This is a genomic window from Massilia psychrophila (genome assembly GCF_002760665.1).
Classification (GTDB): domain Bacteria; phylum Pseudomonadota; class Gammaproteobacteria; order Burkholderiales; family Burkholderiaceae_D; genus JAFCUW01.
The window spans coordinates 23083-35766 of record NZ_PDOB01000011.1 but is presented as its reverse complement, the minus strand read 5'-3'; the positions used below and the strand labels follow the sequence as shown (position 1 = coordinate 35766).

The 12684-nt window shown below is 66.1% G+C and carries 12 protein-coding genes; 7 read left to right on the top strand and 5 right to left on the bottom strand.

The genetic code is table 11. The features are described 5' to 3' along the window. Nucleotide 1: 1 nt before the first annotated feature. Together CR103_RS09065 and rsmB are read right to left on the bottom strand one after the other, a co-directional pair. Nucleotides 2-565 (bottom strand): DUF4390 domain-containing protein, encoded by a 564-nt coding sequence (locus tag CR103_RS09065; protein ID WP_099915667.1) that lies wholly within the window; start codon nucleotides 563-565, stop codon nucleotides 2-4. 45 nt (nucleotides 566-610) lie between these two features. Then, entirely contained in the window at nucleotides 611-2053 is a 1443-nt protein-coding gene (rsmB, locus tag CR103_RS09060) for a 16S rRNA (cytosine(967)-C(5))-methyltransferase RsmB (protein WP_099915666.1), read from the bottom strand. A gap of 266 nt (nucleotides 2054-2319) precedes the next feature. On the opposite strand from rsmB, the gene argS reads away from it, so the two are divergent. The 7 genes from argS to CR103_RS09025 are packed head-to-tail and all read left to right on the top strand — an operon-like array spanning nucleotide 2320 to nucleotide 8548. Further along, on the top strand, nucleotides 2320-4041 hold the full coding sequence (gene argS, locus CR103_RS09055) for an arginine--tRNA ligase (protein ID WP_099915665.1): 1722 nt from the start codon (nucleotides 2320-2322) through the stop codon (nucleotides 4039-4041). A 45-nt stretch (nucleotides 4042-4086) separates the two neighbouring features. Continuing rightward, the gene (locus tag CR103_RS09050; RefSeq protein ID WP_099915664.1) at nucleotides 4087-4785 is read left to right on the top strand and encodes an SPOR domain-containing protein; all 699 of its coding nucleotides are present in this window, start codon (nucleotides 4087-4089) and stop codon (nucleotides 4783-4785) included. A 28-nt stretch (nucleotides 4786-4813) separates the two neighbouring features. Beyond that, the gene (locus CR103_RS09045) at nucleotides 4814-5491 is read left to right on the top strand and encodes a thiol:disulfide interchange protein DsbA/DsbL (protein WP_099915663.1); all 678 of its coding nucleotides are present in this window, start codon (nucleotides 4814-4816) and stop codon (nucleotides 5489-5491) included. Between the two features lie 28 nt (nucleotides 5492-5519). Then, nucleotides 5520-6344, top strand: coding sequence for an SDR family oxidoreductase (locus CR103_RS09040; RefSeq protein ID WP_099915662.1), 825 nt, complete (start codon nucleotides 5520-5522; stop codon nucleotides 6342-6344). Next, nucleotides 6341-7123 carry a biotin--[acetyl-CoA-carboxylase] ligase gene (locus tag CR103_RS09035; RefSeq protein WP_099915661.1) on the top strand — a complete coding sequence of 261 codons (783 nt, stop codon included), beginning with the start codon at nucleotides 6341-6343 and terminating at the stop codon, nucleotides 7121-7123. The genes CR103_RS09040 and CR103_RS09035 overlap by 4 nt, the downstream gene beginning before the upstream one ends. Nucleotides 7124-7128: 5 nt before the next feature. Continuing rightward, a complete protein-coding gene (locus CR103_RS09030) occupies nucleotides 7129-7851 on the top strand; it encodes a type III pantothenate kinase (protein WP_099915660.1) in 723 nt (240 codons plus the stop codon). Between the two features lie 10 nt (nucleotides 7852-7861). Beyond that, the gene (locus tag CR103_RS09025; protein WP_099915659.1) at nucleotides 7862-8548 is read left to right on the top strand and encodes an SPOR domain-containing protein; all 687 of its coding nucleotides are present in this window, start codon (nucleotides 7862-7864) and stop codon (nucleotides 8546-8548) included. A gap of 17 nt (nucleotides 8549-8565) precedes the next feature. On the opposite strand, the gene CR103_RS09020 is transcribed toward CR103_RS09025, so the two are convergent. Genes CR103_RS09020 through mrdA form a run of 3 tightly spaced genes read right to left on the bottom strand, consistent with a single transcriptional unit; the run spans nucleotide 8566 to nucleotide 12680 of the window. Then, entirely contained in the window at nucleotides 8566-9612 is a 1047-nt protein-coding gene (locus tag CR103_RS09020; RefSeq protein ID WP_229442971.1) for a septal ring lytic transglycosylase RlpA family protein, read from the bottom strand. Further along, on the bottom strand, nucleotides 9609-10721 hold the full coding sequence (rodA, locus tag CR103_RS09015; RefSeq protein ID WP_099915658.1) for a rod shape-determining protein RodA: 1113 nt from the start codon (nucleotides 10719-10721) through the stop codon (nucleotides 9609-9611). Before rodA ends, CR103_RS09020 begins: the two co-directional genes overlap by 4 nt. Nucleotides 10722-10724: 3 nt before the next feature. Further along, nucleotides 10725-12680 (bottom strand): penicillin-binding protein 2, encoded by a 1956-nt coding sequence (mrdA, locus tag CR103_RS09010; protein ID WP_099915657.1) that lies wholly within the window; start codon nucleotides 12678-12680, stop codon nucleotides 10725-10727. Between the last annotated feature and the right edge of the window lie 4 nt (nucleotides 12681-12684).

The following is a 12684-nucleotide window of genomic DNA, read 5'->3' as shown; positions in this document are numbered from 1 at the left end:
CCTACTCCGCCTTGTAAGTGAAGGTTTTTTTGGCTGAACCGAGCTGCCAGCCGGCGTTGTTGAAGGCATTCACCTGCAGCGGTTTTTGCAGGAACTGGCGGTCCATGAACATGCGCAGCGTGACGTTGTAGGTCTCGCCCGGCTTCAGGCCGCTTCTCGGCGCGATCAGCCAGCGACTCGGGCGCCGGATGTTGAACAGCGCGTCGTCGAGCGTGGCGAAGTTTTGCTTGATGCTGCCCACCACCGATACATGGTACTGGCGCAGCAGGACGTCATACCAGATGCGCTGGGACTGGCGCGCCGACACCGCTTTTTCGTCCGTCCACCACCAGCGCGGACGGGTCAGTTCGATTTCCGTGGTGAAGTACAGCGAGACGCCGTGCTGGATCGCATCCTCGAGGTCGCGATTGAGATCGAACGCGTACCTGGCGTCTAACCGGTAGCCCTCTTCGGTCACCTCGATGCGGGCCAGCGTGACGTCGACACCGTCGGCCGCCAGCGCCTGGGCGCACACGAACAGCAGCAGCAGCTGGCAGGCGATGAGTCGAAAAAATCGGGTTGTCACAAGTGGGCCGGAACCTTAAAAAACCATCGCTATGTCGAAGACCTGTTACGCCGCATTCTTTTGAAACAGGGCGTAGAACAGACCATCATGATCCTGCTCGGCGCCTGCGGTTGGAAACAGCTGGCCCGGCGCCGCCAGCCGGATCGCGCCATGGCGCGCCGCGAAAGCGGCCGCCTGCGCCTCCGATTCCTGCGGCCAAAGCGAACATGTCACGAACAACAATTTACCATTGGGCCGCAGCATCTGCCAAAGGTTGTCGAGTATTTTGGCCGAAAGTGTTGCAAGTTGGAGCGCATCGCCCTTGCGCCGCAGCCAGCGGATGTCGGGGTGGCGGCGCACGATGCCCGACGCGGTGCACGGCACGTCGGCCAGGATGCGATCGAACTGCTGGCCGTCCCACCATACCGAGGTTTGCGCCTCGAACGCTTTCAGCGTGGCCGAAAGACCCAGGCGCTGCAGGTTTTCTTCGATCCGCACCAGTCGTTTCGGGTCGGAGTCGACCGCGGTCAGCTCGATCTGCGCCAATTCGAGCATATGCCCGGTCTTGCCGCCGGGGGCGGCGCAGGCGTCGAGCACGCGCATGCCGTCGTGCAGGTCGAGCAGCGGCGCGGCCAGCTGGGCGCCGGCATCCTGCACCGAGCACAATCCCGCCTCGAAGCCCGGAATTTGGGTCACGCCGATGGCCTTGTCGAGCCGCACCGCCGTCGCACCGATCTTTGACGCGCCAATGCCGGCCTCTGCCAGCAGCTGTAAATACGCCTCGACCGAGGTCTTGCGCAGGTTCACGCGCAGCGTCAGTGGCGGCTGTGCATTGCCGGCCGCGAGGATCGGCTGCCAGTGATTGGGGTAAGCCGCCTTGGCCGTGTCGATCCACCATTGCGGGTAGTTCCACATCGCCACCGGGTCCTGCAGCGCGGTTTTCACCAGCGATGCGCGCTCGCGCAGGAAGCGCCGCAGCACGGCGTTGACCATGCCTTTCGCATGCGCCATGTCGGGGTGGGAAGTGGCCACCGTGACGGCCTGGTCGACGACGGTGAATTCTTCGTACGGCGCCGCGGCCCCCTCCAGCGTGTCGATCAGCGACAGCGCGCAGCACAGCAGGCTGGCCAGCATCGGCGGCTCCGGCGCCTTCGACGTCATCAAGCTGAGCAGCACTTCGCTGCGCCCGAGCTGGCGCATGGTGCGGTAGGCGATGTCCTGGATCGCGCCCCTCGCCTGCGGCGACGCCTGCGTCACGCCGAACGCGGTGATGAGCGCCTGCGGCAGCGCCGCGCCGGCGCGCACCTGGGCCACCGCGTTGGCCGCGCCCAGCAGGCACAGCGCCAAAGAATCGGGTTTCAGGCGCGGCAGGTAGCCAGGCTGCAGCACCGGCTTGACCTCGTAGCTGGCGCGCACGCGCGGCGCGGTCGGCGGCTGGCCGGCGCGCTTCGGTGCGGCCGGCACAGGCGCGGCGGGTTTGATGGAGAGCGTTGGGCGCTTGGCTGTCATGATGATCTTTGCGTGAGGCGTGAATTGGTGCGTGCGGCTTGCATTGCGCCTGCGCTATACCTGCGTGGTAGCGCATCGGGCGCACCATAAAGGCGACAATTGTAACGGCTAAGACTTGCGCCACGCTTAAAGCGGGCGTTTTGACAACAAAATCGCTGTGCCCTGTGCTACCGGCAACATATTTTCACAGCGCCAAACCAGTATAATTGCTTGTGTTTGCCCGTGGCCCGGCCACCGCTTTTTTCACTCTGACAGATTACCCGCACATGCTCGCCCAACAAAAACTCGAAATCGTTGCCCTGCTCCAGGCCGCCCTCGCCCCGCTATTGGCCGCAACCGCAGCTGGCACCGATTCTGTTCCCGTCGTTGTGCTCGAGCGTCCGCGCGACCCGGCCCACGGCGACGTCGCCTGCAATATCGCGATGCAACTGGCCAAGCAACTCAAGATGAACCCGCGCGAACTGGCCACCAACATCGTCAGCGCACTGCTGGCCGACCCGGCAGCAAAAGGCCTGATCGAAGCGGCCGACGTCGCCGGTCCCGGCTTCATCAACCTGCGCGTGGCCGCCAGCGCCAAGCAGGCGGTGACGCACACCATCCTGGCGCAGGGCGCGCAGTATGGCCGCAGCAGCGTCGGCGCCGGCAAGAAGGTCGTCATCGAATTCGTCTCGGCCAATCCGACCGGCCCGCTGCACGTCGGCCACGGCCGCCAGGCCGCCCTCGGCGACGCGCTGTCGTCGCTGTTCGAGTCGCAAGGCTACGCTGTCACGCGCGAGTTCTATTACAACGACGCCGGGGTGCAGATCGCCACCTTGGCCGCCTCGGTGCAAGCGCGCCTGAAAGGCTACGCGCCGGGCGATCAACAGTGGCCGGAATCGGCCTACAACGGCGACTACATCGCCGACATCGCCGCTGACTTCAAGGCCGGCAACACGGTCTGCGCCAGCGACGGCCAGCCGGCCACCGCCAGCACCGACATCGACGACATCGAGTCGATCCGCGCTTTTGCCGTGACGTATCTGCGCAACGAGCAGGACATCGACATGCAGGCGTTCGGCGTCGAGTTCGACAACTACTTTCTCGAGTCGTCGCTGTACCTTGACGGCAAGGTGCACAAGGCCGTCGATGCGCTCGTCGCGGCCGGCAAGACGTTCGAAGACGGCGGCGCGCTGTGGCTGCGCACCACCGAGTACGGCGACGACAAGGACCGGGTGATGAAAAAATCCGACGGCACGTATACCTATTTCGTGCCCGACGTCGCCTACCACCTGGTCAAATGGCAGCGCGGCTTCGTCCAGGCCATCAACATCCAGGGCAGCGACCACCACGGCACCATCGCGCGCGTGCGCGGCGGCCTGCAGGCGCTCGGCGTCGGCATTCCGCAGGGTTATCCGGACTACGTGCTGCACAAGATGGTCACCGTCATGAAAGACGGCGCGGAAGTGAAGATCTCCAAGCGCGCCGGCTCCTACGTCACGGTGCGCGACCTGATCGAATGGTCCGGCGACGGCGACGCCATCCGCGGCCGCGACGCGGTGCGCTTTTTCCTCATTTCGCGCAAGGCCGACACCGAGTTCGTGTTCGACGTCGACGTCGCGCTCAAGCACTCGGACGAAAACCCGGTGTATTACGTGCAGTACGCGCACGCGCGCATCTGCTCGGTGCTGGCGCAATGGGGCGGTGACGAATCGGTGCTGAATGGCGTCGACCTGGCACCACTGACGGCCCCGCGCGAAGCGACACTGCTGGCGACGCTGGCGCACTACCCGGAAGCGCTCGAGCGCGCCCTGGGCGAACTGGGTCCGCACCAGGTCGCGTTCTACCTGCGAGAATTGGCCGGCGAACTGCATGGCTACTACAACGCCGAGCGCGTGCTGGTCGACGACGAAGCGACCAAGATGGCTCGTCTGGCGCTGATGGCCGCCACCCGCCAGGTGCTGCGCAACGGCCTGGCGCTGATCGGCGTGTCGGCGCCAAACAAGATGTAAGCCGCCTCGAGCATCCCCACCGGAATGTCAACCCTGAAGGCACCAATGCACCATACACCCCGAATCGCAGCGCGCCTGCGCCAGCAAGGCAATACCCTGACCGGTATGATCATCGGCCTGATTGTCGGCCTGGCCATCGCAGTGGCGGTCGCGCTGGCGATCACCAAAGGCGCAACGCCCTTCACCGACAAGGCGGCCAAGTCCGGCAAGCTGGCCGAGCCGACTGCAGGCCAGGCGTCGGACCCGAACACGCCGCTTTACAGCAGCAAGGACGCGGCGCGCGAAGCGAACAAGCATTTCACCGACAAGCCCAAGCCAGCCGTGCCAGCCGCGCCAGCGCCCGCCGCCGATCCGCTTGCCGCCGTGATCGCCAACATGAAGGACCCGGCCGACGTCAAGACCGAGGCCAGAAAGCACGCGGCGCCGGCCGCCGAAGCCGCCCCCGCGCATGAACTGGCGCGGACGCAGTTGCAGCAGGCGCCGAAAGCGGACGCGAGTGGAGACGACAAGGTCATCTACTTCCTGCAGGCCGGCGCCTTCCGCGAGATGACGGACGCCGAAAACACCCGCGCCAAGCTGGCCCTGCTCGGCTTCGAGGCGGCCATCAGCGACCGCATCAGCGACGCCGGCACCTTGCACCGGGTCCGGATCGGGCCGTACAGCCAGGTCGAAGCGATGACCCGCGCGCGCGCCAAGCTGGTCGACAGCGGCATCGACGTGGCGATCGTGCGCAATCAAAAATAGCCGAGCAAAAACAAGCCAGGAGCCACCCATGCGTTTCATTTCTACCCTGCTGTGCGCCGCCGCCATCGGTTTCGGTTGGTGCGCTAACGCGGCGGCCGCCGCCCCGCAAAACGGCGTGCAGTACCTGACCCTGCCCGAGGTCCAGAACACCGACGCCGGCAACAAGGTCGAAGTGACCGAATTCTTCGCTTATTACTGCCCGCACTGCGAGCGCTTCGAGCCGCGGCTGGCGGCGTGGGTCAAGAAACAGGGCGACAATATCGTCTTCAAGCGGGTGCACGTCTCGCGCGGACCGGGCGTGCTGCCGCAGCAAAAGCTGTTCTACACGCTCGAAGCGCTTGGCCTGCTCGAGCAATATCATGTCAAGGCCTTCGACGCCATGCACGTCCAGCGGCTGCGCCTGGCCAGCGACAAGGAAGTGTTCGACTGGGCCGCCGCGGCCGGCATCGACCGCGCCAAATTCATCGACGCCTACAACTCGTTCGGCGTGCAGGCCAAGGTGCGCCGCGCCGAGCGCATGATGGCCGATTACCGCATCGACTCGTGGCCGACGGTCGCCGTCGGCGGGCGATTCATGACGTCGCCGACCCAGGCCGGCGAAGCCGCGCCGGGGCCGCAAACCACGCAAACCGAAGCGCAGCTGCAGCAGTCGGCCCTCGACGTCATGGATTTTTTGGTCGCGAAAGCGAAAGCGGAAAAAAAGTAGGCATGCACACCTTGCCAGCGCACGCGCCATGAACCGCGTTTTCATCACGGGCGCCTCGAGCGGCATTGGCGCCGCACTGGCGCGCGAATACGCCGCCCAGGGCGCCACTTTGGGTCTGCTGGCGCGCCGCCGCGACGCCCTCGATGCGCTTGCCGCCAGCCTGCCTGGCGCCGGCAGTCACAAGGTCTACGCCGTCGACGTCCTCGACCACGCGGCCCTGGCTGCCGCCTGCGCCGACTTCATCGCCTGCACGGGCGGCGCCGATATCGTCATCGCCAATGCCGGCGTGTCGCATGGCACGCTGACCGAAGAATCGGATGACCTGGCCATGTTCGAGACCATTTTTGCCACCAACGTGACCGCCACCGTCGCCACCTTCGCGCCGTTCATCGCCGGCATGAAGGCTGCACGCACCCGAGGCGCCGGGGGGCCCCAGCCCCACGCGCCGACCCTGGTCGGCATCGCCAGCGTGGCGGGGATCCGCGGCCTGCCCGGCGCCGGCGCCTACAGCGCTTCGAAGGCGGCAGTGCTCTGCTACTGCGAAGCGCTGCGGGTCGAGATGAAACCGCACGCCATCCGCGTCGTCACCCTCGCTCCCGGCTACATCGACACCCCGATGACGCAGGGGAACCCGTACCCGATGCCGTTCCTGATGCCGGCCGGGTGCTTTGCCCGCAAGGCGGCCGCCGCCATCGCCGCCGGCGCCAGCTACCGGGTCATCCCGTGGCAGATGGGAGTCGTCGCCACGCTACTGCGCGCGCTGCCGAACGGCCTCTACGACCTGGCGGTCGCGGCGGCGCGCAGGAAGCCGCGTAAAGTCAACCAAGCCGACCAAGCCGGATTGGTGCCATGAACGCCAGCCGGATCGCCGCGCTCAGCATGTGCGGCGGCGCTGTCGACGTCGAGGTCGTCGCCCACACCGGCTCGACCAACGCCGACCTGCTGGCGCGCGCCCTCGACCTGGCGCGCCCCACCCTGCTCGTCGCTCTGCACCAGAGCGCCGGCCGCGGCCGGGCCGGACGCAGCTGGCTGTCGGCCGCCGACGCCTCGCTGACGTTTTCGCTGGCGTGGAAATTTTCCGGTTCGCCGCAACGCCTGCTTGGCCTGCCGCTGGCGCTAGGGGTAGCGCTGGCCGAAGCGGTGGCCGCGCAAGGCGTGCCGGTGCGGCTGAAGTGGCCAAACGACGTACTGAAAGACGGCGCCAAGCTGGCCGGCATCCTGATCGAAACGCGCCGCGCCACCGATGGCGGTACCTGGGCGGTGATCGGCATCGGTTTGAATCTCTTGATGCCGGAAGAAATGGAGCAACGCATTGGCCGCGCCGTCGCCACCGCGCCATGGCTGGCCCGCATGGAGCGCGACGTCTTGATGGCAGCGCTGTTGAGCACGCTGGCGATCGCTATCGAACAATTCGAGGCCGCCGGCTTTGGCGCCTTTCGCGAGCGCTGGAACCGATTGCACGCCTGGCGCGGCCAGCAGGTGGACATCATCGACGCCGGTACCGTCTTGCAGCAAGGCGTGGCGCTTGGTGTCGACGACAGCGGGCGCCTGCTGCTCGACACCGTTGACGGGCGCGTGGCGGTGCTGTCCGGCGACGTTTCGCTCAGGCTTACCGACAACTGCGGGGGGTAACTGACATGCTGCTGCTGATCGACGCCGGCAACACCCGCATCAAATGGGCACTGGCGGCCGACGACGTCCCGCTCGGCCAGTGGTCCGACTCCGGCGCCGTCACCCACGCCGAACTCAATTACTTGCCGGCCAGCTGGCGCCACGCCGGCGTGACGCGCGCCATTGTCTCCAACGTGGCGGGGGCCAAGGTGCGCGACCAGCTGCAGCTGATGATACCGGCGGTCGACGTTACCTGGTTCGCGTCCGTGTTTGAAATGGCCGGGGTACGCAACGGCTACCGTAACCCGGGGCAGTTGGGCTGCGACCGTTTCGCCGCGGCGATCGGCGCGCGCGCGCTGGAGCCGGACAGGGCGCTGGTGGTCGCCACCTGCGGCACCGCCACCACCATCGACGCCTTGAACCTGAAGGGCGACTTCATCGGCGGGATGATCTTGCCGGGCCTGGGCCTGATGGCCGCTTCGCTGGCGCGCAACACGGCGCAGCTGCCGATGATCGTCGCCAGCGGCGCCACCGCGGCCGGCTTTGCCGACAATACCGACGACGCGATCCTGTCCGGCTGCCTGTCGGCCCAGGCCGGCGCCATCGAGCGCGCCTGCGGCCTGCTCGGCCCCAGTTTGTGCGTGCTGTCCGGCGGCGCCGCGCGCTATATCGCGCAGGCGTTGTCGACGCCATACCGGATGATCGACAACATCGTGCTGGTCGGCCTGCACGCCGCCGCCGTCAAATAGGAAACAGCCTGTGCTGAAATTTATCTTCTGGTCCCTGCTGTGCCTGAACGGCTTGCTGTTCGCCTACAGCCAGGGCTTGCTCGGCAATTACAACGGCAACGAGCACGAACCGGCGCGGCTGAGAAACCAGCTCAGCACCGACAAGCTGCGGCTGGTGGCGCCACCTGTGCCGGCACCAGCCGCCAGTGCCAACACCACGCCGCTGGCCGAGGCGGCGACGCCCGCGCCAGCCATCTTCGCCTGCATCGAAGCAGGCAGTTTCTCGGCAGCCCAGGCGCGCCGCTTCGAAGCGAAGCTCGCACCGCTGCAGCTGGGCGAGCGCCAGAGCCGTCACGGCCTCGCCAAGAGCGAAGCCACCAGCCACATCGTTTTCATTGCGCCGCAGGGCAGCAAGGAAGCGGCCGAGCGCAAGGCCGGCGAACTGAAAAAACTCGGCGTCACCGATCACTTCATCGTGTCCGACAACTCGGCGCTCAAATGGGGGATTTCGCTGGGCGTGTTCAAGTCGGAAACGGCGGCCCGGAGCTTGCTGGCCACGCTCGGCAAGCAAGGCGTGCACGGCGCCCGGCTGGTGGCGCGCGGTGCGCAGCCGAGCAAACTGGCGTTCCGGTTCAGCGGGGTCGACGCCGCCACCAGGGCAAAAATCGACGCCATCACCGGGCCGTTTGCCGGCGTGGAAATGGGCGATTGCGAATAAGCGGTTGGCGGGTCCGGTCAGTCGGCAGTGCGGCGCACCACGATCGGCTTGATCGCCAGCGCCGGCGGCAGCGCGCGGCCGGCTTGCTGCGCTTCGTCGCGGCTGCGGAACGGGCCGCCGTACAGGCGGTGCACGGCGCCCGACTGCACCACCTCGATGATCTTCATCGCGCTTGATGCGAGCAAGCGCTCGCGCACCTGGCCCGCTTTGTCGGCGCGGCTGTAGGCGCCCAGCTGCAAGTAAAAGCCGTCCGACAGCGACTTGCGCGGCGGCTCGGCCGCAGTTGTTGCGGCGCTTGTTGTCACGCTTGTTGCCACGCCTTTTGCCAATTCAACGCGCGCCTCGCTGTCGAGCCTGGTGCGCTCCTCGAGCATCAGCGCCGCCATCTCGGGCGGGTCTTCCAGCGGCGCAGTGCGCATGGCGCCGGCGCTGCGCGCAAGCTGGCCCGGCACCAGCAGTTCGAGCTCGACCTCATGGCTGCCTTTGGCGAGCAGGCCCAGTTTCAACGCCGCCGTGTACGACACGTCGACGATGCGGCTCGAATGAAACGGGCCGCGGTCGTTGATCCGCACGATCACCGACTGCCCGCCGGAGACGCTGGTGATGCGCGCATACGACGGGATCGGCAAGATCGGATGGGCCGCGGTCATCTTGTACATGTCGTACAGTTCGCCGGACGAGGTGCGCTGGCCGTGGAATTTTTTACCGTACCAGCTGGCAATGCCGCGCTGGACCAGCGACGCATCGGCCGGCATCGGTTTATAGGTCTTGCCGAACACGGCATACGGCCGGTTGGCGTACCTCGACAGCGGCTCGGCTTTCACCACCGCGTCGGGCACGTCGCTCAGGTTGGCGGGCGGATGCTCGCCAGGGCCGTCGTCCATGTAGTAGCCGCCGCGCCCGGAACCGGCCGCCGGCATCACCTGCAAATTCGGGTCGGACTTCGGATGCGGCGCCCCCTTGTTGACCAGCGCCGGCGCGTCCGCTTTCGGCCTGGGGCCGCCGCAGCCGGCCAGCAGCAGCAGCAGCGCCGCCGCCAGCGCTTCAATCCTGCGCGGCGTCAAGTCCGCACCAGCTTGCGGTGACGCTGGATGCTCATCAGGATACCTGCCCCCAGCCCGAGGGTGACGAATGCGGTACCGCCATAGCTCATGAACGGCAGCGGCACCCCGACCACCGGCAAGATGCCGCTGACCATGCCCATGTTGACGAAGGCATAGGTAAAGAAGATCATCGTAATGGCGCCGGCCAGCAGGCGCGCGAACAGGGTCGGCGCATTCGCGGCGATCATCAGGCCGCGTCCGATCAGCAGCAGGTAGATCAAAATCAGGCCGAGGATCCCGATCAGGCCGAATTCCTCGGCGTAGATCGAGAAGATGAAGTCGGTCGTGTGCTCCGGCACGAACTCGAGGTGCGACTGGGTTCCCTTCAGCAGCCCTTTGCCGGCAATGCCGCCTGAGCCGATCGCAATGACCGACTGGATGATGTGGAAGCCCTTGCCCAGCGGGTCCTTGGTGGGATCGATCAGCGTCAGCACGCGGTCGCGCTGGTAATCGTGCATCAGCGACCAGGCCACCGGCAACGACGCCGCGCCGGCGATGAACAGGCCCAGCAGCGCTTTCCACGACAGCCCGGCCAGGAAGATCACGTACAGCCCGGCGGACAGCACCAGCAGCGAGGTACCCAGGTCCGGCTGCAGCTGGATCAGGCCGACCGGCACCGCCAGCAGTAGCGCGGCGACGACGAACGAATGCCAGCGCACCATGCCGGCCTTCTGGTGGAAGTACCAGGCCAGCATCAGCGGCATGGCGATCTTCATGATTTCGGATGGCTGGATGTCGAAGCCGATATACAGCCAGCGGCGCGCGCCCTTCTTGACGATGCCGAACAGGAACACCGCCACCAGCAGCGCCACGCCGGCCGTATAGATCGGTACCGCGAGACGCATCAGCGTCTGCGGCGGCACCAGCGCGGCTGCCCACATCACGATGAAGGCCACCATCGTGTTGCGCACCTGGCTTTCCAGCCGCCCGGGGTATTCGATACCGGCCGAGTACATCGTGATCATGCTGGTGGCCAGCAGCAGGAACAGGATCATCGCCAGCGGCGCGTCGAACACCAGCAGGTGCGGCTTCATGCGCCGCCACAGGGAGCGTCGTTCGTTGATACGCATCGGTCAGTCCTTCGCCGGCGGTTCGGCGCCCGGCTGGAACGGCGCCGGCACGGCCGGCACTTCTTCGACCTCGACCGGTACCGGCTTGGCGCCGGCCTTCGGCGCCGGCCGTTTGCCGGTCAGGTAGTAGTCGAGCGCCTTGCGCGCGATCGGCGCGGCGTAGGCGGCGCCGAAGCCGGCGTTTTCAACGATCAGCGCCAGCGCGATCTTTGGTTTGTCGGCCGGCGCGAACGCCACGTACAGCGAGTTGTCGCGCAATCGCTCGCCCATCGTCTTGGCATTGTATTTTTCGCCGCGCTTCAAGCCCACGGTTTGCGACGTGCCGGTCTTGCCGCCCGCGGAGTAGGCGGCGTTGGCGAACGCCAGGCGGCCGGTGCCTTCCTGCGTCACGCCGACCATTGCGCTCTTGATGAAGTCAATGTTTTCCTGCTTCAGCGGAATCCGGAAACTCTCTTTCGCCACCGTCGGGGTGCGTACGCGCGTGCTGCCGTCTTCCACCAGCTTGACCAGGTGCGGCCGCATCACCACGCCGTTGTTGGCCAGCGTCGACACCGCATGCGCCAATTGCAGGATGGTATAACTGTTGTAACCCTGGCCGATGCCGATGTTGACGTTGTCGCCCTTCTGCCAGGCCTGCGCCGCCTTGTTTTTGGCGAACCGCTGGCGCTTCCACTGCTTCGACGGCAGCACGCCGATTTTTTCGTGATCGAGGTCGATCCCGGTCAGGCGCCCGAAGCCGAACGGCTCCAGAAAATCGTGGATATGGTCGATGCCCATCTCGTGCCCGAGCTGGTAGTAGTAGGTATTGCACGAAATGACGAGCGACTTGTACATGTCGACCGTGCCGTGCCCGCCCAACTTGTCGTCCATCCAGCGGTAGTTCCCCAGGCTGAACGAGCCGACGTCGTGGATCGCCTGCGACGGCGTGCGGAAACCCTTCTCCAGGGCGGCCAGCGCCATGAACGGCTTGAAGGTCGAACCGGGCGGATAGGTACCTTGCAAGGGGCGGTTCAGCATCGGACGGTCGAGCGAGGTATTGAGTTCGTTCCAGCTCTGGCTGTCGATGCCGTCGACGAACAGGTTCGGATCGAAGCCCGGGCGCGACACGTAGGCCAGCACGTCGCCGGTCTCCGGCTCGATCGCCACCAGCGCGCCACGGAAGTCGTCGAACGCTTCTTCCAGGATTTTTTGCAGTTCGATGTCGATCGACAGCACCAGGTTGCTGCCGGGCGTCGCTTCCGTGCGCGACAGGGTGCTTACCGCACGCCCGCCGGCGGTCTTGATGACCTTCTCGTAGCCGGTCACGCCGTGCAGCAGTTTCTCGTAGCTTTTCTCCACGCCCTCCTTGCCGATATGGTCGGTACCGCGGTAATTGGTGGCGTCGGCACCGTCTTCGAGCGCGCGCGCCTCGCCCTGGTTGATGCGGCCGATGAAGCCGATCACGTGCGCGGCCGTTTCGCCCAGCGGGTACTGGCGGAACAGGCGCGCCTGCACGTCCACCCCGGGGAAGCGGAAGCGCTGGGCGGTGAAGCGCGCCACTTCATCGTCCGTCAGGCGGGTGCGCAATGGCACGCCCTCGAAGTTTTTCGATTCGGCCATCAGGGTGCGAAAGCGCTTGCGGTCCTTCGGCTCGATGACGACCAGCGTGGCCAATTCGTCGATCACCGAGTCGAGCGTGTTGCGCAGCTTCGATGGCGTGATTTCCAGCGTATAGGCCGAGAAGTTACGCGCCAGGACGACGCCGTGGCGGTCGAGGATCAAGCCGCGATTGGGCACGATCGGCACGATTGCCAGCCGATTGTCCTCGGCCAGCGCGGCGTAGTCGTCGTGCTTGATGACCTGCAGCCAGACCACGCGCCCCACCAGGATTGCAAAGCACACGAACACCAGCGCGAACAGCGCCGTGACGCGCACCCGGAAAAGATGGATCTCGCGATCGTTGTTGTGTAATTCAGTCATTGCG